This is a genomic window from Levilactobacillus angrenensis (assembly GCF_003946085.1).
Lineage (GTDB): Bacteria > Bacillota > Bacilli > Lactobacillales > Lactobacillaceae > Levilactobacillus > Levilactobacillus angrenensis.
On sequence record NZ_RHOB01000016.1, the window covers coordinates 29,339 to 51,469 of the forward strand.

Below are 22,131 nucleotides of genomic sequence, written 5' to 3' on the forward strand. Positions count from 1 at the left end.
TTTTGCATGGCAAAACGCTATTTGATTTTAGAAGACGGCTCGGCCTACGCCGGTGAAGGTTTTGGTGCCGGCGCCACTACGAGCGGAGAAGTCATCTCCAATTTAAATCTGTTAGGCTATCAAGAAACGATTACCGATCAAATCTATCACAACCAAATTATTATCTTTGCCCAACCCGCCATCGGCAACGTGGGCATCAACCATGACAGCTATGAATCCATTTTGCCCACGGCCAAGGGGATGGTGGTCAGAGACGTCACGAACATCTCGACCAACCGGTTGTCCCGGCTGTCGCTGGATGAATTTCTCCAGCAGCACAACATTCCCGGCATCAGTGGCATCGATACGCGGCATTTGATTCGCAAGTTACGCGATGTGGATGGTCCCATGAAGGGCAGCATCGTCGACGTGGCGGATGCCCACGCCTTTGACCAACTGAACGCCACGGTCTTGACGAACCGTCAAGTCGACCAGGTGGCCACGCCCAAGCCGTATCCCAACCCGGATACCGGTAAAAATGTGGTGGTCATCGACTTTGGTCTGAAGCACGGCATCTTGCGGCAATTGTCGGAGCGCCGCTGTAACGTCACGGTCTTGCCGTGGACGGCGAGTGCCAAAGACGTGTTGAACCTGGATCCGGATGGGGTCTTACTGTCGACGGGTCCCGGATCACCGCTGGATCTAGGGGCGGGCGTCTTGGACATGATTCGCACGGTCCAAGCCGAGATTCCGCTGTTTGCGATTGGGTTGGGCCACGAATTATTTGCCCTGGCCAACGGCGCGGAACTGACCATGTTACCGGTCGAGTATCACGGCAGTAGTCACCCGATTCGCCGGATCATCACCAACGATATTATTTACGCGACGCAGGGCCAAGGGTACGCGGTCATTGCCAAGTCGATCGACCGCGACCGCTTGATCACGACCTACGTCGATCTCATCAACGGGACCGTGCAGGGGTTGCGTCACCGGGATTACCCGGCGTTTTCCGTCCAATTCTTTGCGGACGGTGCGCCTGGTCCCCACGAAAGCCGCGACCTGTTTGATGAATTCATGGAAGCTATGACAGCACGCCGGGAGGGATAAACTTGCCAAATTTGAATGAAATTCAAAAAGTTTTGATCATCGGCGGGGGACCGACCGAGATTGGTCACGAAACGGAGCTGGACAGTGCCACCGTGCAGATCATTACCGAATTTAAAAAGCACGGGGTCCGCACACTGATCATTGATAACAACCCCTTTTCGGTGGCCCTAGAAGAGATTCAGCCGACCAACATGTATGTTCAGGCGGTCACGACGGCTAACGTCCGTCACATCATTGAAAAGGACCAACCGGACGCTATCTTGCCGTCACTGGGCGGCCTGCTGGGGATTCGGATCGCCCAGGAGCTGATTGAAAACGGCGACATTGGCCGTTATGGCATCACGATTCTGGGGATGCCCGCCGCTACTTTGCGGCAGATCAACAATCCAGCCGCACTGAATGCCACTTTAAAGGAGATTCACGAGCCGGTCATTGAGGCCCAAATCGTGGCGACCGTTGATGAGGCGATGGGGTTAGTCGATACGATTGGCTTTCCTTTGATCGTCAAGCCGGTCGCCCCGCGGCTAGACACCAACCGCACCGTTTGCGAGAACGTCGATGACATGGTGACGGCGTTGAACCAGGGCTTCCAGCAATCACGCTTTGACCAATGTACCTTGGAGCGTAGCGTGGTCGGCTATAAGGAAATTGAAATGGTGGCCGTCCGCGACGGCGCCGGGACCGCGGTACTGATCAGCGGGTTGGAAAATGTCGACCCCATTGGCATCCACTCCGGCGATTCCATCGTGGTCGCGCCACCGCAGACGTTAAACGACCGGGAGTACCAGGATCTGCGAGATGTGACCTTTCGTATTGCCGCGGAGCTGAGCATCGTCGGGGTCTTACACCTGCACTTTGCGCTCAACCCGGACAACCAACATTTCTACGTGACTAAGATTGCGCCGTACTTCTCACGGGGCGTGGCACTGGCCGCGCGGACGTCGGGGTATCCCATTGCACTGGTGACCGGTGCTTTGCTGCTAGGACAACGGCTGGTCGATGTGAAATTACCGAGTCGTTTCACGAAGCAAACGGCGATCATGGAACCGACCATCGACCACGTCAGCGTGCGCATTCCGCTGTGGCCCTTTCAAGAGGTGCCTGACGCGGACCAGCATTTAGACACCGTGATGAAGGCGGTGGGGTCGACGGTTGGCATTGGCCGGTCCGTCGAAGAAGCCATGCTCAAGTCGGTCCGGAGTTCGCAGTTCTCACCTCGTGATGTCTTGCCATCCGTCAGCAATCTCAGTGACGGCGAAATGATTCGCCAATTGATCCATCCACTAGCGAACCGTATTTTGGTGCTGATCGAAGCCTTGCGCCGGGGGTATGCCCCCGATGAACTGAGTGAATTAACGAAGATCGATAACTACTACTTCGTTAAATTGCGGCACCTATTGACGATTGAAGAACAGATTCAAAGCCACCCCCTGGATGTCGACGTACTCCAGCGTGCGCGTTACTTTGGGTTTGGGGATGGGATGATCGCCCGCATGTGGCAAACGGATACCGCCGCGATTCGGCAACTATCCGCCAGCGCCAAAATCATGCCGACCTACAAGATGATCGAGCCGACCGCCGGGGAATTTCCGGAGGACCTGAGCGGTTACTACAGCACCTTTGAATACGAAAATGAAAGTCACCCGTTAGGCGACCGGACCGCGCTAGTCTTGGGTCGGGGCGGCAACCAACTGGGGCCCAATTCCGCCGCTGAATATTTCACCACAGAAATGTTGAAGCAGCTCAAGCGCGCCGGGTACCACACCATCTTGATGAATACCAATCCCAATGCGGTCGGGGTGGCACCGGAATTTTCCGATAAGCAATACGTCGACCCGATTCAGTTGGGCGACGTGCTCAACGTGATTCAAGTCGAACACCCAGACATCGTCATCGTGCCCGGCAACCGGCACTACCTGACGCGTGAGTTAGGCAAGTTAGACGACGTGAACCTTCACGTCTTGCCGCCAGACCAAGAGACCGGGGAACCAGCCCCAGAAATGGCGACGATTGGCGTGAGCCTGTTCGTCCACGGCCAACAGAAGATTGCTGCCGGGGTCATGGACATGATTGCGCCGGGGATGAATAAGGCGCTGTCGCAGGTCACGGCATTTCGGATGCCAGCGGAACTGCCGAAGGCCAAACGGGTAAATTTGGTCGAAGCTGCTAAACAGGCCGTGAGTGAGCGGCAGGTGACGGGGATGATTCAGGTCTTGTTTGCCCCTAAGAGTCCCGATTCCCAGCAACTCAAGGTCGTGGGCGTCCGGCCGACGCGGTTGACGGAAATGGCCTTCTTGAGTAAGGTCACCGGGGTCAACTGGGTCCGCATGTTGACCCGGCAGCACATTGGCACGCTGGATGACGATGAGCTGGCAAAGATCACCATCGACATCAACAGTAATCGCGTTGCCCTGATGAATGCCGCGTTCCCGTTCCGGCAGTTACACGTCTTGAACCGACCAGGAAGTACGGATCAAGAGGTCGGGGCGACGATCGCCTTTGGGTCAAGTGAGGCATTGACGCTGACAAATCTGAGCGACACCGCCGAGTTGGACCAGATTATTAACCGAACGATTTAGAAAAAAGCGTGCGTCAACAGGTAGCATCAGTTGCCTGTTGGCGCACGCTTCAGTTATGTTGCGGGTAAGGCTAAGTCATCCGCCTTACCGTTCACTAAATATGGGCTGGAACGCGGTGGGCGGACCGGCCAAGCCAAAGGGCGGTCTGGGCCTCGCTTTGAGCCGATGGCCCACGTCTCAAAGACGCCAGTTTCCTAATCAGCAAGGAGCGCTAATAAGGGAACTCCCACGGCTGAGCCCATATTTAGTGAACTCACGGCTACGTGGATGATTAGGACTAAAAATTGGCGTAAACTTTGTAGCTAGCCAACCTGAGTATTGAGAGTCGACAACTATCCTGGTTAAATTGATGAAAGCAGGCAAACAGCCATCTTAAAAATTACTTGTAGCTAACAAAAGCGCGTCGCACCAGCAAATTGGTACGACGCGTTTTTTAACTTTAAAATTACTTGTAACTAGCAATTAGCAGGCTAATCCGCTAATTTTTCGACCAAATCGCTTTGCGGGGTCACGTAAACGGTGCGCTGGCCGGTGAAAATCACGTAGCCGGGTTTGGCACCGTTCGGCTTGTGGAGCCGCTTGACGGGCAGGTAGTCGACGGGGACGTTACTGGATTCGCGCCCCTTGGAGAAGTAGGCTGCCAGGTTGGCCGCTTCCATGATTGTGGCTTCGCTGGGGTGGTCGGCGTGAATGATCACGTGTGACCCCGGCATGTCCTTGACGTGCAACCAAATATCCGTGCGCTTAGCCGTGTGCAGGCTCAGCTGGTCATTTTGTAAGTTGTTTTTACCCACGGAGATCTTGGTGCCGTCGCTGGCCGTGAAGCGGTCGGGCTTGCTGACCTTTTGGCGACGTTGCTTCTTGCTCTTCTTTTGGTGATCATGGTCTCGCAAATAGCCGCCTTGTTGGAGCTCGAGACGAATATCGACCAGGTCCTTGGGGGCAGCCAGTTCGATTTGGGCCATGATGTTGGTGAAGTAGTCCACGTCGGCTTGGGTGATCTTGAGTTGCTCATTGACGTAAGTGACCGCGTTTTTGGCCTTTTGGTACCGTTTGAAGTACTTTTGGGCGTTTTGGTTCGGGGACAACTGGTTGGACAGCTTGATTTTTAGCGGCTGGTTGTCGTCGTAGAAGTTGGGGAGGGAAACCTCGGTTTGGCCCCGTTGGACCTGATTGAGGTAGGTCGTGAGAATCTCACCCTTGATCCGGTACTCATCGGCATTTTCCGTGGCGGCTAACGTCTTTTCCAGTTTCTTTAACTTCGTACGGTTCTTCTTGAGCTCATTGCGGACGACCCGAATCAAAACGCTACCTTGTTGCTGGACCCGGTCGCGTTCGGCCTTGTCCTGGTAGTAGGTGTCAAGTAGTTCACTCAAGGTGTCACTCGACTGCTGCGTGCCCGCGGTGGGGTACGGAAAGGCCGTGAAGCTGGTCTTGTTTTTCGGCGAGATCTCAAGCGTCGGTTGAGGCTGGTCGAAGCCCGCAAAGAAGGCCGTGAACTGGGCGGTGTGATCGCCTGGCTCGTGCAATTTTGCGGCTAAGGCCGCCGCCGTATCCTTGCCGAGACCTTGGTACTGCTGCTGCAGGGTGTGGGCCAAGACCTCTTGGTTCGGAAATTCCCGAATCGTTTGGTCAAGGTCCGGCCGAGCCCCGGCAAAGGGATCGTTTAAATCTTGCTTCGGTGGCTGGATGTATTGTGCCCCTGGTAACAGTAGCCGGTAGCGGTTCTGATCGGAACCGACGTGTTTGATAGCGTCTAAGATCTTCATGGAGGCACTATCCACTAAGATGACGTTACTGTGGCGGGCCATGATTTCAATGATCAACAGTAATTCTTGTTGGTCACCCAGTTCGTTACGAGACGTGAAGTGCAGGTGCACGACCCGGTCGTTGGCGACCTGACTGACTTCTTTTAAAATTGCCCCTTGCAAGTATTTACGTAGGATCATGGTAAAGTTCGTGGGGACCGGGGGATTCACGTACGGAATCTGGGTGACTTGGATCCGCGCGTAAGTCGGATTGGCCGACAACAAGATGGGGTAGTTGTGGCTGTTGGCCCGAATCGTCAACACGATTTCGTTGGCGTAGGGCTGATTGATTTTGCTGACGCGGCCGGTCGTGAGTGTGTGACTCAGCTCGTGGACCATGGCGTGGGTGAAAGAACCATCAAATGACATCGCGGAACAACACCTTTCTATAAATAGATTTATTTTACGTTCAAAAAAGCAGTACAAGTTAAAGTATACCGGCCTTACCGCCGAAGTGCAAAGAAGTTCCCCTGAAATCCGCTGATTAAATCCCCGAAATTCCTGACTTTTCTACTTGTGGTCGGCAACCAAATCGTTGTACAATACAAGCAAAAGGAGTGAGGACCCCATGAAATCAAGTTTAGCAGCCTTGATTGGCATTAGTAAGGTTCAACAAACGTTGCTCCAGCGCATGACTAAGCAACATCACCTGACCGTTTCCGAGTGGCAGCTTCTCGACCACATTGGGGGCGGCGAAAACACCCAAGAAATTTTAGCAGCCAAAACCAATTTAGACACGTCAACTTTAAGCCGGCAACTCAAGGGCCTGGTGACTAAGAATATGGTCACCAAAAAAGCCATTGGGCGGGATAAAAGACAGTTGGTATATACAATAACGGACCAGGGCACGGCTACGGCCGAAGACATTAATTCGGCTTTTGAGTCGCTATCCGACGACGTCTTTGAGCATTGGTCCACGGATGAACGCAATTTATTACAAATTTTATTGAACCGCTTGGACAAAAGCATGGACCGGCAACGGATGGTCAAGGGCTAAGACCCTGACAACCTGGCGACGGCGGTGTCGATTCAAAATCGGCACCGCGGCTACCAGTGAATCAAAGGAGTGAGTACCTATTCAGCACAGATTAGTCATTATTTCGTTAGACGCGATGGGTAGTCGTGATCTCGATGAACACCTCGATGAATTGCCGAATTTGCGGCGATTGGTGGCGACAGGGACGCGGGTTCGGCAAGTGCGGGGCATTTACCCGACCCTGACTTACCCGTCGCACACGACCATTATTACGGGGCAATATCCCCGGGTCCACGGCATCATTAACAACACCAAGCAACAGTCACAGCGGCCCTCGCCCGATTGGTACTGGTACCAACGCGACGTGAAGGTGCCGACCTTGTACGACCTGGTGCGCCAACACCATCGTAAGACGGCGGCCTTCTTGTGGCCGGTGACCGCCGGCAGTAAGATTACTTATAATTTAGCGGAGATCTTTCCCAACCGCATTTGGACCAACCAAGTGTTGGTTTCCTTGAAGGCTAGCAGTCCGGCCTTCCTATTACGCATGAATCAAAAATACGGTCATCTGCGGCGGGGCATTCAACAGCCTGAGCTCGATGACTTCATCACGGCTTGTGCGGTGGATACCTTGAAGAACCGGCAGCCGTGGTTGACGTTGATCCATCTGGTCGATATGGACAGTATGCGTCACCGTTACGGCGTGCGATCCGCGGAGGCCATGGCCGCCTTGAAGCGACTGGATGCGCGCGTGGGGCAACTGATCGACGCCACGATTGCGGCGGGGACCTTTGGCGAGACGAATTTTGCCATCCTAGGTGACCACTACCAGATCAACGTCGATCACATGATCCATTTGAATCAGGCCTTTGCTCAGCGCGGGTGGTTGACGCCCACGGCCAACGGGACGGTCAAGTCCGACTGGCACGTGTGGGCCAAGTCATGTGACGGCTGTACCTACATTTATACGCGTAACTTTGCGGATACCCGGACGCTCCGGCGCTTGCTGGCAGACACCGCGGGCGTGGCCAACGTCATTGACGGCGCAGCGGCAGCTAAACGCGGGGCCGACCCGCACTGCCAATTCATGGTGGAGGCTAAAGCCGGGTATTACTTCACTGACGAGACCCATCGGCCAGCCGTGGTTGAAGCCGTTGATCCCGCCAGCTTGGGGCAACCGGACCGCTACCACGGGGTCCACGGCTACGACCCGAATAAGCCCGATTACTTCACGACGCTGGTCTTGAACGGGCCGGCCGTCGTCTCCGGGCAAACCATCGACTCGGCACGCTTGATCGATGAGGCGCCGACCTTCGCCAAGCTCTTAGGCGTACAGTTTCCCGAACCACTACCGGGTCAAGTGCTGACCGCGGCATTGAAGGGGGCTAGTCATGAGACTGACTAAAGAACAGTGGAGTTGGGTCTTTTATGATTGGGCCAACTCCGGTTACGGCATCATCGTGACCACGGCGGTGTTGCCCATCTACTTCAAGGGAATCGCCGAAGCCAGTGGCGTCAGTGCGGCTAATGCCACGGCCTATTGGGGGTATGCCAATAGTGTGGGCACCTTACTGGTCGCTTTGCTGGCACCATTTTTAGGGGCGTTAGCGGACTACCAGGGCTTTAAGAAACGCCTGTTGACGGGCTTTGCCTCGCTGGGGATGATCATGACGCTGGGGTTAGCCCTCTTGCCGACGAATCAGTGGCAGTGGCTGCTGGTGGTCTACATCCTGTCGGTCTTAGGCTATTCCGGGGGAAACCTCTTTTACGATAGCTTCTTGACCGACGTCAGTGATGATCGGCAAATGGACCGGCTATCCAGCGTCGGCTACGGCTTTGGTTACCTGGGTGGGGTGATTGCCTTCATCCTGTTCATGGTCCTCCAACTGACCCACGGCTTTGGCCAGCTGTCGAGTACGGCCGTGGCGCGCTGGGGCTTTATCTTAGCCGCCATTTGGTGGGTCGTGTTCTTTATCCCGATTCAAAGAAATGTCCACCAACGCCATGCCTTGACCGTGGCTCAGGCACCGTTGAAGCAAAGCTGGCGGCGAGTCTGGACCACACTGGGTCATATTCGTCAGCACAAATACTTAGCTTGGTTCCTGATTGCTTATTTCTGTTACATTGATGGGGTCGACACCATCTTTACCATGGCGACCTCGATTGGCCTGGACATCGGCATCAGTAGTACCACGCTGATCGTGGTGTTACTGGTCGTCCAGCTGGTGGCCTTTCCGTTCTCCATTCTGTATGGGTGGTTGGCGGGCAAGACCAGCACCCGGTTTGGCATTATGGTGGCCATCGTCATGTACCTGTTGATCTGCGTGGCTGCTTTGAATTTAAAGACAGTCGGCAGCTTTTGGTTGTTAGCCGTGTTGGTCGGGACCAGCCAGGGCGGTATTCAAGCACTGTCTCGGTCGTACTTCGGCCGGTTAGTGCCTAAGGAACGTTCCAGCGAGTTCTTTGGCTTTTATAACATTTTAGGAAAATTTTCTGCAGTCCTGGGGCCGATACTTGTTGGCTTGGTCACGCAATGGACCGGCCAGTCGCGAATCGGGGCGGCTTCGTTATCGCTCTTATTTATTTTAGGTTTGGTTATTTTTTGGCGGATTCCCCGGTCTGCGGCGGACAATGCCTAGGCGTTACGCCAGTTTTATGTTATCCTAGGTGAACGAATGAAAAGATAAAGTAGGTGTAAAAATGAAGATTGCTGTGGTCACCGATAGTACCAGCTATTTGTCCGCAGAAGAGGTTGAGCGGTATCACATTCACGTTGTCCCAATTCCGGTGATCATGGATGGTCGCTCCTACGATGAAGATGTTGATATTACCACCAGTGAATTCTACGAACGGTTAAGAAATTCCAAGTCGTTTCCCAGCACGTCCCAACCACCGCTGGGTGAAATGATCAATCTCTACAACGATTTGGCCGCCGAAGGATACGATGCGGTGATCAGTATCCACTTGGCCAGTACCATCTCCGGATTTGTGAACCAGTTGAAAAATATTGCCCCCACGATTGAAAATATCCGGGTGATTCCGTATGACTCGCAAATCACGGTCAAATTGATGGGTTATTTGGCCATTGAGGCCTCGCGAATGGCCGCCAAGGGTGCGGAGCCTGAGGACATCATTGCGCGCTTAGACGACTTGCGGTCGACGATTGGTGAATACTTCGTGGTCGACGATTTGCAAAACTTGGTTCGGGGCGGGCGGTTGTCCAATGCTTCCGGATTTATCGGTAGCGTCTTACGCATCAAGCCGTTATTGACCTTTGATGACGAGACCCACGAGATTGTGGCCTTTGAAAAGGTCCGGTCGCGTAAAAAGGCGTTGGCCCGGGTCGAACAACTCTTTGTGGAGGCCCAAGCCAAGGTCGATTATCCGCTACGAGCACTGGTGATCAACGCCAATGATCCGGAGGGTGGTCAGACCTGGGCCGACAAGATTGCGGCGCAGTATCCGGCCATTCCGGTCGAACAATCCTACTTTGGCCCAGTCATTGGGGCCCATTTAGGTGAGAAGGCATTGGCACTAGCCTGGATTAAAGATTTTGACCGCGCATAACGCGTGCAAGTTGGCAGTGAGTATGGTATGCTATTTTCTGTAATTAAATTTACGGAGTAGGAAATAGGGCGTCAAGTGCTGGTGGAACGCAATGTGAACACCGGACGAAGGGAATGTGTCCCGCGATCTTATTTCCGCATTGACCGCAGCAATGTGGCAACTCCCTTAGGAGATGTCTGAATTGAAGACGATAGCAAGAACCCAGCTGCCCAAGCTGGATACGTTGAGTGTTGTGACGATGGGCCTGTTGATGGCTCTGCAGCTGGTGATTAGCCGCTTTTCAATCGGGAATAACTTCATCAAGTTTAGTTTTACCTTCCTGATCGTGGCGTTGCTGGCGAAGTGGTTTGGCCCCTGGTGGGGGATGATGACCGCCGCCGTGGTCGACGTCGTAGGTACCCTGATGACAGGGGGACCTTTCTTCATCGGCTTTACACTCTCGGCCGTTTTGGGTTCGTTGATCTTCGCGCTGTTTTTGTACCGGCAAAAGGCGTCCTGGGTGCGCATCGCGTTAGCCGCCATCACGATTGCGGTGGTGGTCAACACCTTGCTCAATACCTTATGGGTCACCATCATGTATCAGACGCCGTTTTGGAGCCTGTTACCAATCCGGGTCTTAAAGCAGCTGATTGTCACGCCGATTCAAATTGTTTTGCTGTACTGGCTGTTGAATAGCCGGGTGATTCAGCAAATTCAGGAACGTTTAAATCGTTAATGTGATGAGCACCGTTTCGGAGAAATCCGGGACGGTGTTTTTAAATGGGTTGCATTAGGCAAGATTAAATTAATTACTTTAACTTATTTTATCTTAAAATATCCCCACACCAACACCCCAACACAAACCAACCACACTAGTCAAACTAGTCACCAGGGTAAGGGCAGTGGCCGAACCTTTAACTTTTTCTTTGAAATCGGCCAATTGTCTTGCGTCAACGCGGATTTTCGCTTATAACGAGGAAAGATAAGTATCCAGGGAGGAACAACACATGCAACGACTTATACGATTATATAAAAAATATCAGGACATTTTGGCCTACCTGATTTTCGGGGGGCTGACCACGCTGGTGAACCTGGTCGTCTTCTACGTGACGGTGACCCTCTGGGGCTGGAACTACCAGGTCGGTAACGTGTGGGCCTGGTTCTTGTCCGTGCTGTTTGCCTACGTGACCAACCGGGTGTGGGTCTTTCATTCTCATTTCACCACGATCAAGGCACTCATCAACGAAGCCGTGTCCTTCTTCTTAGCGCGGGGCGCCACGCTCATCATGGACATGGCCATCATGTGGATTGGGGTCTCACTCCTGCAGCAAAATGAAATGCTCACCAAGTTGGTGGACCAGGTCGTCGTGGTTTTGGCGAACTACTTCTTTAGTAAATGGTTTGTGTTTAAAAAGAATAAGGCAACGTCGGCCGATGAACAAAATTAGCTATTTAGCTGACTAACTAAAGACGAGGTTGAAAGGGGCATTTACGCGGTAACTCCCGGAATGACAGTGTTCTCCACTAAAATTAGTAAAACCAGGGCCTGCGTCAGCCAGAGATTCCACCTGCTATGGGGAACACCTCCAGCCTAAGAAGCGGTCTTCCGGTTCGCTTGAAAGCCCGGCATAACCCGCCAGTCTCCCAAGTCGTCCCACGCTGTAGGCCGAGAAAGAACCTCAGCCAACACCGTCGACACAGCTGGCTCCATCTCTGGCTGCCTCCGGCGGGGTGGTGATTATCAGCAACACCGTGTTAGAGACTAGTCGCTAGATCAGCCGATACCTGGGGCTAAGCCGACTTTTACTAACTAACCCAAAAACGTCCAGCACAACTTTAGCCTTGAGGCTAGATTGTGCTGGACGTTTATTTTTATGAGCTTCAAGCCGCCACGCGATTGGCGTGTTGGTGCTTGGCAGTCAGCCAGTAGTAGACCGCCACCGCCAAACCACCAATCAGAATACCTAACGCGTTAGCCAAGACGTCGTTGATGTCACTGCTACGGTTGATCAGCCAGTGGTGCGATAAGATGTACTGCAACGTTTCAACACCACTACCAACGAAGAGACCACTCAGGCCAATGCCAACGAGTGACAGCTTAGGCAACGCCCATTTGAGCAGGAGACCCAGCGGAATCGTCAAGACGATATTTTCTAAAAAGCCCAGGCTGAAGACGTCTAGATTGGTTAAATTTACTCGGCCAATGCCCACAGGCATGATGTAAACGGCCGTACCGTCAAACGAAATCGGTGTGAACAAAATCGCAGCCAAGCCGGTGAAGTAGCCGAGTACTAAGAGGGCCAGCCAGCGGCGTTTACCACCGGTCGCGACGATGAGTAGGCCACTTAGTCCCGCCATTAAGATAATCAGTAATAAGGGTTCCCAACGCATCGAACCACCTCCAGTAGTGTGTGAGTCAGTGTTCTGTCGATTAACATGTTTCTAGACTACACCCAAAATCCCAATCATGGGGGATTTCGCCGTGAGCTTTAAGGTTTCTTGGGGGCCTTAGGAAAACCCTAAGAACTTCGTCGCAAAATCATCACACTTTTAGCTAAGAGGGACCTCCCAATGGCGTAAAAATGGGCGTTTACCGCGTCATGGTTCGAACTGGCCGTAACTATGGGTTGGAAGACCGAGCCTGAGAGACGGTCTCGGCCTCGCTTTGATCCGGAAACCTGGCTGACGTAGACCCCGTTTTCACTGATTTTAATGGATAAAACACTGTCGTTCCGGAATTGCCATGCGGCCGTCAATAATGCTGGCGAAACCAAAACAAAACGACCGTGTAAGCCGATTAGTTTACACGATCGTTTTGTTTTACCTAAGCCAGGTGCTACTGACAATGCCGAGGTCATTAGGCGCAGTCCTAGCAGCAATGCCACCAGTCGAGAAGTTTACCTGAACTGACCACTAGTTTAGTGATCAGTGGGGCATTCACCGTTAGGACTTGGGTTGTGACTGATTTTCATCTGATTTTGGCTGAGTGGCCGCCGTATCGGTTGTTGTGGTCGCTGCAGTCGCGTCGATGTCATCATCAGCGTCATCTTTGTCGGAGCCCCGTTTGCCTAACCAGTAAGCCAGCAGAAGCAACAGAATCACTAACAGGATGGCGAGTAATAACCAGATCCACCAGTAGTTGGGTTGCTTGGAATGAATCGCGGCGTTGTGCGTCCGCACGGTCTTGCCGGATAGACTGAAGTCACGGCTGAAGTTCCAAACCCGTTTGCCACTGGTTGCGTGCAGTTTCAGAACGTATTGCCCAGCGGTCAAGGGCTTCTTGCCTAAGCCGATGCCGAAGTTGAACCAGCTGTTAGGCGCCATTGAACCGTTCTTTAAGGACTGCGTTAAGACTTGTTGGCCCGTACTCTTACGCAAGACTCGCGCTTGCACGTTAAACTTACCGAAGAGCGTTGGCGTGACGTTACGCAACTTGGCCAAAACTTGTGGTTGACCATTTTGCTTTTTAACGCTCACGTTAGCCAACTTGAGGTCGATTGGTAAGATTTGGTTCGGATGACACCATAAGGATACGGCCACGACTTCCGCGTAACGGTTTTCCAACGTGAAGTCACTGGTTGAAGAGGACCGCCGAGCCTTAGGATTCGTGACGAAGAGGCCGCCTAAAACTTGACCCGTGAACCCCGATGCGGGGATTCGTGTGGTAAAGGTGACAGTCTTGCCCTGACGCGCCGCCAAATGAACGGTGACGGGGCCGGAAGTCATCTTCGTAAAGGTCGTTTGAGCGGAAGGGTCCGTCCGATTGGAAGGGACGTAGACTGCCCGACCGGTATCAGAAGTCGTCGCGTTGATGGGCATGACCTGCAGTGTCCGTGGTGATTTACTAGGATTAGTCACGGATAACTTCAGCGTTTGTGTGCCGCCAGGTTCTACCTTGAGGTCAAAGTAGCTGACCTTAGTAGACAGCTGATTTTTGGGCAACAATGGCGTTGCCGCAAAGTCAGAGTCTGGCATGGGCGCGGCCTTGGAAGCGGCGTTTGCGGAAATTAGCGACCCACCACCTAAGAGACCAACGACTGCCAAAAACGCGACGAACCACCCTTTAATCCTATTCAAATTCATTGTCAGCACCACCCTTAGTTGTTAAAAATTATGAAGCGACCGTTGCAACAGGCGCATCTTGTAAGGCCCAGAAGAGCGTGGAATCATAAGTCCCACTGGTGGCCAAAGTCTTACCGATGTTCAAGCTAGTATTGTTGTTCAAGGTCGCACTGTTACTACCTTCACCAGTGTTAGCAGGCGCGTTCCACAAAGTTGTTGGGTTAGAAATCCAGCCGCCAGTGACCGTTCCTGGTGTCAAGGCAACAGTTGTTGGATCAGGGGTTTCCGTGTTGGCCAGGCTATTAGGCGTAAAGGCCAAGTTCATCGTGGTCCCGGTAATCGTGGCAGCACTCGTCAAAGACGTGAAGGGACTCATCCCGACCGTCAAAGACCAGCCGGCATGTGACCCCCGGTAATCGGTAATATTCAGATTACCGGAATTGTTCCCGTCATAGGCAACACCGCCGACAGTCGGGCCGCTAGCTAACTGCAACTTAGCGTCCGCATTGGCCAAGTCACTGATACTCGTGTTGCTCAGTAAAATGTTAGGTACGTCGTTCAGCGTTAACATTCCTGGCGTCACTGAGAATTGGGCGTTAGAAGTCGCCTCCGCATTACTAGTCGCGTTGGCAACGTAACCGGTGGAAACCGTCGTCAAGTTACTGGTGGCGGTCCCAGGACCAGCCGCGTTGGCGATTACTGGGGACAATCCCAAAGCTAAAGCTACAACAGCAAGACTACTGCTGGCACGATTGATTATTTTTTTAATACTCATCATCATATATTCCTCCAATCTAATTGTGCCAAGTCTAGACAAGCTGATTGAATCGTCGTCACAACGAGCAATCCAATCATGAAATTAATTTAGATATAATTAATTTAATCATTACCCTCTTTGCAACTCTATAGTAGCAGGTCTCTTGAGTGAGATAGACTGTTTAGCTTGTTTGATGATGTCTGTATACTAACCGCTAATAGTGAGATATTTAGGTTGACTTGGCCGGTTCAGTGTCACCACTAGTGAGGACGGCTGACTGATTTAGGGGGTCGACTGACCTGACAGTTTTACTGGTTTTGTCTATTAAACGCGGAGGCGGGAATCGGTGGGCCACTGAGAAATGAACTGCAGCGTGGTCAACCAACTGGCCGTGGCCACGCTGACAGGCAGTGGCTCTGGCTTGTTTTTCACCAGTCACCCAGTTATCATGGAAGTTATCTGATCAAAATGTAGCGGCCTGGCTGGAATAGGCCGTCTGCTATGACCCAATCGAAAGGAAGTCGACTCATGCTTCAAGATATTGCGCCGCACGTCTTTAAAAATCAATTCGATCAACGCCGCGACCCGCGACCGACTGATGGGGTATTCGTTTACCATGACGGCCAGTTGCTCGTCAGTGACCAGCAGGCCATCCCCCGCGTCAGTGACCTAGCAAAATGGGGCGGGTCGACCAGTCAATTGACCTATCTGTTTACGATTGATGAGACGGCTTACTACTTAACCTTAGAATCATTGGCGCCCACGACGACGCGGCAGTACCAGTCAGTCAATGCGCTACGCCATTCACAGCCGCAAGCATTAGCGTTTGCCAGTGCCACGGCCGCTCACTTGGGCCATTGGTACGCCAGCAATCAGTTTTGTGGTCGCTGTGGTCATCGGTTGACGCCCGGCACGACTGAACGTAACTTGGTCTGTGACCACTGTGGCAACCAGCTGTTTCCCACCATTGCGCCAGCCATTATCGTCGGTGTGACCCACGGGGAGCAGCTGTTACTGACAAAATTTTTGACTGGTTATGACCGCTACGCCTTGTTATCAGGGTACGTGGAAATTGGCGAGACTTTAGCAGACACGGTACGCCGCGAAGTCCATGAAGAAGTCGGCTTGGGGGTCCACAACATCCGCTACTACGGAAGTCAGCCGTGGGGCGCTTCGGGGTCGCTACTGATGGGCTTTTTCGCTGATTTGAATCAAGACGTGGCCATTCGCCTAGAAAAAGACGAGTTGGCACAAGCCCAGTGGTTCGACCGGACCGAGTTGCCGCACGATGATACGACCGCCAGTCTGAGTTGGCAAATGATCGAAGCCTTTCGTCACGGGAACGCCTGACGCCCGCTGAATTTGCACGGGGCCCGCGCGATGTGGTAGAGTGGATTTCTAATCAAGAGGTGACGTGAATGCGGGTAAACCATTGCCGTGAAGTGTCCGGCACGCAACCGTGCAAGTATTAGTGAACAGCCAGAGGAAGCCTTCTCCGGGCTGTTTACACAAGGAGAAAAATGGATTTAAAAGAAATTACGCAATTAGATCAAATTTTAGCGACCGTGGCGACTTACACCCACAGTCAATGGGCGGCCGATGAACTCCAGGCCACACCGAACCAAACGGACCTGGCCGTCGTCAAACGAAATCTGACGCTCACGGCGGAGGCCCATCGCCTGTTAGCGCACAACGTCTTGTTCACGTACTTTGACCTCGACCAGCTGACGGCCTTACAAACCAAGCTTGACCAGGGATTATTGCTGAACGCCACGCAATTGGGGCTCATCAGTGAGTTCTTGACCAACTTGCAGCGGCTGAAAACGACCCTGCACACGCATCAAAAATTAGCGCCCCAACTAGACGCACTCATGCAACCGGCGAGTCAACTGAGTGGCCTGCAGGGCCGATTAGCCCACATCATCGTGCACGGCAAGGTCGCCGATGACGCAACGCCCAAGCTAGCAGATATCCGCCGGCAAATGACCAAGCAACGCCGGCAGGTCCAAGCGGCACTGACGCAATTCGTGCAAAAGCATCCCCATTCCGTTCAGAGCACCCGGCTGATCACCCGTAACGACCGGGTATCCATACAGCTCAAGGCCAGCGAAAAGCACCGCTTCAGTGGCCAAATCATCGACCAGTCCGCTACCGGGTCCACGGTCTTCTTTGAACCGGCCACGGTAGCCAAAAAGAGTGCCGTGTTGGCCGACCTAGTCGCCGACGAGAGCGCGGAGGTCTACCAGCTACTGGTCACCTTGACCGGCGACGTGTTGAACAGCTGGGACGACTTGACGAAGAACCAGGAACTCCTGAGCCAATTTGACCAAATCATGGCCCGGGGGCAATATGGGTTAGAAATGAATAGCCGTCTACCGGAACTGAATACGGACCAGCACGTGAAAATCGTGGCGGGGCGGCATCCCTTGTTAAAAGACGCCGTGCCATTAGACATTGAACTGGCGCCGCAACAGGGACTCATGATCACCGGAGCCAACTCCGGTGGGAAAACGGTGGTCTTAAAGACGATTGCACTGTTTGCCCTGATGGTCCAAGTAGGCTTGGAACTGCCGGCTGCGGCGGGAACCCAGATGGCCGTCTTCAGTCAATTTTGGGTCGACATTGGCGACAACCAAAGCATCACGGCCCAGCTGAGTACGTTTGCTGCCGAAATGACGACGTTGGTCGACATGACCGACCACATCCAGGCCAACGCACTGGTCTTGCTTGATGAAATCGGCAGTGGGACGGACCCAGAAGAGGGCTCGGCGCTGAGCATCGCCATCATCGAGTACCTGCGCCAGCAGCACGCCACCATCATTGCGACGACCCACTTTAGTGCCATCAAGGAATACGCGGTGGACTGTCCGACCTTCATGACGGCCACTATGGCTTTTGACCCCCAGACGCTTCAGCCGACGTATCGGTTGTTGCTCCACCAAGTCGGGGCCAGTGAAGCCATTTGGTTGGCAGAACGCTTGGGGTTGGCCCAGCCCATCATTGCCGCCGCTCGACAACGGTTAGCGGATAAAGACCCTTCAGAGCAGTAGTCCAACAAGCGCCGGTGTTTCCCTGATAGTTGGGACACCGGCGTTTTGGTTTTGGCAAGGCCTTTTGCTTGCCCTTGACCCACTCGAGGCTGGTATGATGAGGGCATCATCAGGAACGGGGGAGAAAAATGCATGTTAAACCAAGTAAATTGTTCATCGCGGCACTGCTAGTCACGGGGTTATTGACTGGCTGTGCACGACGCCTGGCCACGGACCGGTACGTCCAGTCAGCAACACCGACGTTGTTCTTTCATGGTGCCGGCAGTAGCTACCGGGCGGAGGAACACATGGCCCAAGCGGCGAAAAAAGCCGGCGTGACCAACACCATTATTCGGGCGATGGTCGACCGTCAAGGACAGGTCCGGCTAGCGGGGCAAATCAAACCGGGAGCCGTCAATCCCATCGTTGAGGTCAACTACGCGGATAACCGCCAGTTGAATTACCACCAGCACGGGGTCTGGGCGACGCACGTGGTCCAAGCCTTACAGCGACAATATCACATTAAAGCAATCAATATGGTCGGTCATTCGCTGGGCAACATGTCACTGATCTATTATTCCCTGGAAAATAGCCAGTCGCAGAAATTGCCTAAATTACGCAAGCAAGTCGACATCGCCGGGCACTTTGCCGGACTAAATTTCCGTGACGTACCGGCGGCTATCCAGCAACCGGCGGGCCTTAAGCTCAATGCGGCCGGTCGCCCCAACCACATGAACGCAACGTATCGCGACATGACCCGGTTGCGGCGTGTGCTACCTAAAGGCCAGGTCCGGGTGCTTAACTTGTACGGCAACATTGGTCACCACACGGATGGCACCGTGCCCAACGTCTCCAGCCTGGCCCTTAAGTATTTGGTTGCCCCGCATGCCAAGTCGTATCAGGAACATGAATTCACGGGGAAATTGGCCCGTCACAGCAAGCTTCATGAGAATCCACAGGTGGACCGCGTGTTGATCCAATTTTTGTGGGGACGGTAGAAAAGAGAGTGGGACAAAAGGCGGTTATCAGTTTTAAGCGGAACCAGCTGCCTTTTGGCGCAGGTTTCAACCATTTAAAGTTGGTGCACAAAAAGGCGTTTGGGCAGGTTCCCAAACGCCTTTAATGTACCAATTTTCGATGATTGGAAACCACCTCTTGAGCTCATCTTTTCTTCTGCCACAGCCAGTATAGGCCGCCTAATAACAAGATGACCAGGCCAGCGCGCAGCCCCCAGCCAATCAACCAAAGGGTCAGAAACTGTTGGAAAATGGGTTGCCAATCGGTTGTTAGTAAAATCATTTGGGACACCCTCCTAAATCCTATCCGGTGTGGTAACAGGGGCAACCAGCAGGTGCAGGTTCCGGGCAAAGGCGGCTTGGGCGATGGGGGCCAGTAGTCGTAGCGAGTTGGCTAATGCCCCGGGATCGACGAGTGTTAAGGTCTCTGTGAGCTGGGTGCCCGTTGCCGTGGCGACAAACGTAAAGGTCAACGTGTAGGTGAGGTGGTCCCCCGTTCTGTGGTAACGAACTTGCGTGGCGGTCGTGGTGACAGTCACGTCTTCGCTATGATTGAGCGCTGGTTGTTGGCGCGTGAGGTGCACACCGGTCGCTGTGGGTGTCACCTGAGTGATAGCCGGGTTCCAGCGCGGCAGGTCGGTCAATGCTAACAGGCGCGTGCGAATCTGTTCGGGTGTGAGCGTGGTGGCCAGGGTGTTTTGAAACAGGGGTGTCTGAGTCATGGTTAAAGCCTTCCTTCAATTGGGATGGCTTTAGCATACCTGAGTCGGACTAGCGTCGATAATCAATATTCTGATAGAGGTGAGCCGCTTTTGCTGAAAAAGGTGACCACTACCTGATGAGCTTCGTTAGTTAGGATTCGGGCAGTGGTTAGTCGCTGGTGTCATTTTTAGGCCAATTCGGGTATCATAAAGGTAATGAAATTAACGGAGGCGGAAACGATGTTAAAAGACGAGCAAGTTGTGTGGGCGATTCATCAGATGGAAGCGGAAATGGGGCCGGTGGGACCGTCACTGGACTCGCGAACGCCGTTTCAGTATTTGGTCTCGGTAATCTTGAGTGCCCAGGCCACGGACGTTTCCGTCAATAAGGTGACGCCGGTGTTGTTTGCCAAATACCCGACGCCTAAGGACCTGATGGCCGCCGACGTGACCGACGTGGAAGCCATCATCAAGAGCGTGGGTCTCTTTCACAACAAGGCCCGTAACATCATCAAGACGGCCCGCATCGTCCATGAGGAACTCAATGACGTGGTGCCGACCGACCGCAAAGGTATCATGGCTTTGCCGGGCGCAGGGCGGAAGACGGCCAACGTGGTGTTGAGTGACGTTTTTGCCCAGCCGACATTTGCGGTGGACACCCACGTTTCCGCCATTTCCAAGCGGCTGCACTTCGTTGACCAGGCGGCATCCCCGCTACAGGTTGAAAAGCGCATCGTGGGGGTGCTCCAACCGGAGGAACTGCACCAGGCGCACCACACGATGATTGAATTCGGCCGAAAGTATTCCATGAAATTGACGCCGGAAAAGGAAGTCTGCCAGTTGATCAAGGATTGCGACCAGTTGAATGAGGAAAATGAGGCGCTGGGTTAACTGGGTGATCAATGGCCGGGTCGTTGACGGCAATTTACCCCATTTTAAATAGAAATTAGTTACCAGTACTGGATGAGTTGGCGGCCGCCTGGGCCTGGCGCTTGACGTAGTCGATGGCCAGCACCAGCCCAACTAGTAGGAGGCTGTCGGTATCGTCTTGGCTGGTAATCTCATACTTGTCGCCGACGCTGAACCAACGCTTGGCCACGGTGCCGACGACTTGACCACGACGCGAGACGGTAAAATTCATGTCCCAAAAGTCCCCAGTTACGGTCAAACCGGCCGCTACCAGGTCGTAGCGCGGTTTGAATAGGCTAAATTGTTTTTGAATCGTCGCCACTGGCTGGCCGCCGATTTTTAGGTCGAAGCGGGGTAACCAATGCAGCGGTTGTTTGGTCACACTGGCAACCACGTGATCTTGTAAGTCGAAAATATCAAAATGCTTAGGAATCTTAAATAGACTGCCCTGAGCGCGGTAAACGGGGCGTTCACGGTCATCGTAAATCGTAAATTTTTCGCGGACGGACCAGATTTTTTGATCTAAATAGAGTTTACGCATGAATTGTGCTCCAATCTTATGGTTTCGTTTGAAGCCTATGATACCGGAATTCTGGGCGGTTGCCTAGGCTTGATGTAAAAATGGGGATTAAACTGAGAAAAGGGGTCGTCAAATGGCTGATGCCAATCAACGTCTTCTGTTTGCCGTGATGACAAGGATAATTACGGTAAAAGTTAGACCAATCGGCCCATTTCGGAAGTTGTATTGACGCTAGATGGGGCGGGTAGTTAGACCACTATGACTTGGCTGAAATTGCGCAGTTTTAGGACTTGCTCGGCCGTTCAGAGGATGCTATAGTTTAGCTAGCTTTAAAGATACGGGATAGTAGCTGAAGTAATATTTTTATACTTATAAATCGGCAAATAGACGGTCTAAAGTGATATAAGGAGGAACTGATATGCAGCGAAGCGGGAAACGACATTCTGCGCGGAATATTACGATGTTAGTGATAGTTTTGGCTTTATTATTTGGTTTGGGCCTAGCCACCACAACGGCTGGTGCAAAGTCGACCAATGAACGGAAGACGCACACCGAGAAGGTTCAGTTGATGAAGAAGAATGATCGAGCCTTAAAGGCCGCCACATTAAATGCGAAGGGCTTGTCGATCGCGTGGAAGGACGTGCTCCAGCACAAGGTTAAATTGTTAAAGCAACTGAAGACGACGATTGCCAAGGAAAAGGGCAATGTGTATTCGGCCCGTCAAGTCAGGACCCTCACGCATAAGATTGATCGGCTCAATAAGAAATACACCCACAAGCTTAAGAAGCTAAAAACCCACAGGGATCCGGCCAGTATTCACTATGCTCGGTTTAAGGAGAAAAATGGCTATACGGTATTCACGAAGGAAAAGATTAAATGGGTCGGGAATCGCGCGTACGTTGTCTGGGGAATTCAAGAGCACGATGGTAAGTTTATCAATTATGGTGGTCACGGAAACGGCTTCACGACAGATTAATAGGGGTTAAAGGTCTGGAATTGCGTTTCCAGATTTTTTGTACTCTTATCTTTGCGGTCCCCTTGAAGCGATTATTCAGAGGCGGGTCAAAATTAATTCGATTTTTTGCAACTTTCTGCTTGCATTGGAGTCCACATGAAGGCTTAACCTAGGGTCATTCAAGTGT

General features: G+C 52.9%; 20 protein-coding genes and 1 riboswitch. Of the genes, 13 read left to right on the top strand and 7 right to left on the bottom strand.

What is annotated here, in order from left to right; genetic code table 11:
* Positions 1-6: 6 nt before the first annotated feature.
* On the top strand, positions 7-1,086 hold the full coding sequence (locus tag EKM83_RS09830; RefSeq protein WP_125576947.1) for a carbamoyl phosphate synthase small subunit: 1,080 nt from the start codon (positions 7-9) through the stop codon (positions 1,084-1,086).
* A 2-nt stretch (positions 1,087-1,088) separates the two neighbouring features.
* The gene (locus EKM83_RS09835) at positions 1,089-3,665 is read left to right on the top strand and encodes a carbamoyl phosphate synthase preATP-grasp domain-containing protein (protein ID WP_125576949.1); all 2,577 of its coding nucleotides are present in this window, start codon (positions 1,089-1,091) and stop codon (positions 3,663-3,665) included.
* Positions 3,666-4,135: 470 nt separating this feature from the next.
* Here the strand turns inward: EKM83_RS09835 and EKM83_RS09840 are convergent, their stop codons facing one another.
* On the bottom strand, positions 4,136-5,842 hold the full coding sequence (locus EKM83_RS09840) for an NFACT RNA binding domain-containing protein (protein WP_125576951.1): 1,707 nt from the start codon (positions 5,840-5,842) through the stop codon (positions 4,136-4,138).
* Positions 5,843-6,041: 199 nt separating this feature from the next.
* Between EKM83_RS09840 and EKM83_RS09845 the strand changes: the two genes are divergently transcribed.
* From EKM83_RS09845 to EKM83_RS09870, 6 genes are all read left to right on the top strand, one after another.
* Complete coding sequence (locus tag EKM83_RS09845; protein WP_125576953.1) at positions 6,042-6,470, top strand: MarR family winged helix-turn-helix transcriptional regulator; 429 nt, start codon at positions 6,042-6,044, stop codon at positions 6,468-6,470.
* Positions 6,471-6,585: 115 nt separating this feature from the next.
* Positions 6,586-7,854, top strand: coding sequence for an alkaline phosphatase family protein (locus EKM83_RS09850; protein ID WP_125576955.1), 1,269 nt, complete (start codon positions 6,586-6,588; stop codon positions 7,852-7,854).
* The gene (locus EKM83_RS09855; protein ID WP_125576957.1) at positions 7,841-9,088 is read left to right on the top strand and encodes an MFS transporter; all 1,248 of its coding nucleotides are present in this window, start codon (positions 7,841-7,843) and stop codon (positions 9,086-9,088) included. The genes EKM83_RS09850 and EKM83_RS09855 overlap by 14 nt, the downstream gene beginning before the upstream one ends.
* Positions 9,089-9,149: 61 nt before the next feature.
* Positions 9,150-10,016: a DegV family protein gene (locus tag EKM83_RS09860; RefSeq protein WP_125576959.1), complete on the top strand. Its 867-nt coding sequence runs from the start codon at positions 9,150-9,152 to the stop codon at positions 10,014-10,016.
* Between the two features lie 50 nt (positions 10,017-10,066).
* A riboswitch (THF riboswitch) is annotated at positions 10,067-10,164 on the top strand.
* Positions 10,165-10,188: 24 nt separating this feature from the next.
* Positions 10,189-10,731, top strand: a complete 543-nt coding sequence (locus tag EKM83_RS09865) for a folate family ECF transporter S component (RefSeq protein WP_125576961.1) — start codon at positions 10,189-10,191, stop codon at positions 10,729-10,731.
* A 271-nt stretch (positions 10,732-11,002) separates the two neighbouring features.
* Positions 11,003-11,443 carry a GtrA family protein gene (locus tag EKM83_RS09870; protein WP_125576963.1) on the top strand — a complete coding sequence of 147 codons (441 nt, stop codon included), beginning with the start codon at positions 11,003-11,005 and terminating at the stop codon, positions 11,441-11,443.
* Between the two features lie 433 nt (positions 11,444-11,876).
* On the opposite strand, the gene EKM83_RS09875 is transcribed toward EKM83_RS09870, so the two are convergent.
* The 3 genes from EKM83_RS09875 to EKM83_RS09885 form a co-directional block, all read right to left on the bottom strand.
* Positions 11,877-12,386 carry a VanZ family protein gene (locus tag EKM83_RS09875; protein WP_125576965.1) on the bottom strand — a complete coding sequence of 170 codons (510 nt, stop codon included), beginning with the start codon at positions 12,384-12,386 and terminating at the stop codon, positions 11,877-11,879.
* Between the two features lie 552 nt (positions 12,387-12,938).
* Positions 12,939-14,078, bottom strand: a complete 1,140-nt coding sequence (locus tag EKM83_RS09880; protein ID WP_125576967.1) for a DUF916 and DUF3324 domain-containing protein — start codon at positions 14,076-14,078, stop codon at positions 12,939-12,941.
* 28 nt (positions 14,079-14,106) lie between these two features.
* Positions 14,107-14,835: a WxL domain-containing protein gene (locus EKM83_RS09885; RefSeq protein WP_225418654.1), complete on the bottom strand. Its 729-nt coding sequence runs from the start codon at positions 14,833-14,835 to the stop codon at positions 14,107-14,109.
* 507 nt (positions 14,836-15,342) lie between these two features.
* Between EKM83_RS09885 and nudC the strand changes: the two genes are divergently transcribed.
* The 3 genes from nudC (at position 15,343) to EKM83_RS09900 (ending at position 18,841) form a co-directional block, all read left to right on the top strand.
* Complete coding sequence (gene nudC, locus EKM83_RS09890) at positions 15,343-16,164, top strand: NAD(+) diphosphatase (protein WP_125576969.1); 822 nt, start codon at positions 15,343-15,345, stop codon at positions 16,162-16,164.
* A 170-nt stretch (positions 16,165-16,334) separates the two neighbouring features.
* Complete coding sequence (locus EKM83_RS09895) at positions 16,335-17,864, top strand: endonuclease MutS2 (RefSeq protein WP_125576971.1); 1,530 nt, start codon at positions 16,335-16,337, stop codon at positions 17,862-17,864.
* Between the two features lie 128 nt (positions 17,865-17,992).
* Entirely contained in the window at positions 17,993-18,841 is an 849-nt protein-coding gene (locus EKM83_RS09900) for an alpha/beta hydrolase (protein WP_125576974.1), read from the top strand.
* 163 nt (positions 18,842-19,004) lie between these two features.
* Here EKM83_RS09900 and EKM83_RS13355 read toward each other — a convergent pair whose 3' ends face one another.
* Together EKM83_RS13355 and EKM83_RS09905 are read right to left on the bottom strand one after the other, a co-directional pair.
* Entirely contained in the window at positions 19,005-19,142 is a 138-nt protein-coding gene (locus tag EKM83_RS13355; protein WP_164505644.1) for a hypothetical protein, read from the bottom strand.
* Between the two features lie 13 nt (positions 19,143-19,155).
* Positions 19,156-19,581 carry an SRPBCC family protein gene (locus EKM83_RS09905; protein ID WP_125576976.1) on the bottom strand — a complete coding sequence of 142 codons (426 nt, stop codon included), beginning with the start codon at positions 19,579-19,581 and terminating at the stop codon, positions 19,156-19,158.
* Between the two features lie 219 nt (positions 19,582-19,800).
* On the opposite strand from EKM83_RS09905, the gene EKM83_RS09910 reads away from it, so the two are divergent.
* The gene (locus EKM83_RS09910; protein WP_125576978.1) at positions 19,801-20,451 is read left to right on the top strand and encodes an endonuclease III domain-containing protein; all 651 of its coding nucleotides are present in this window, start codon (positions 19,801-19,803) and stop codon (positions 20,449-20,451) included.
* Positions 20,452-20,506: 55 nt separating this feature from the next.
* On the opposite strand, the gene EKM83_RS09915 is transcribed toward EKM83_RS09910, so the two are convergent.
* Positions 20,507-21,010 carry an LURP-one-related/scramblase family protein gene (locus EKM83_RS09915; RefSeq protein ID WP_125576980.1) on the bottom strand — a complete coding sequence of 168 codons (504 nt, stop codon included), beginning with the start codon at positions 21,008-21,010 and terminating at the stop codon, positions 20,507-20,509.
* Between the two features lie 397 nt (positions 21,011-21,407).
* On the opposite strand from EKM83_RS09915, the gene EKM83_RS09920 reads away from it, so the two are divergent.
* Positions 21,408-21,965, top strand: a complete 558-nt coding sequence (locus EKM83_RS09920) for a hypothetical protein (RefSeq protein ID WP_125576982.1) — start codon at positions 21,408-21,410, stop codon at positions 21,963-21,965.
* Positions 21,966-22,131: the final 166 nt, after the last annotated feature.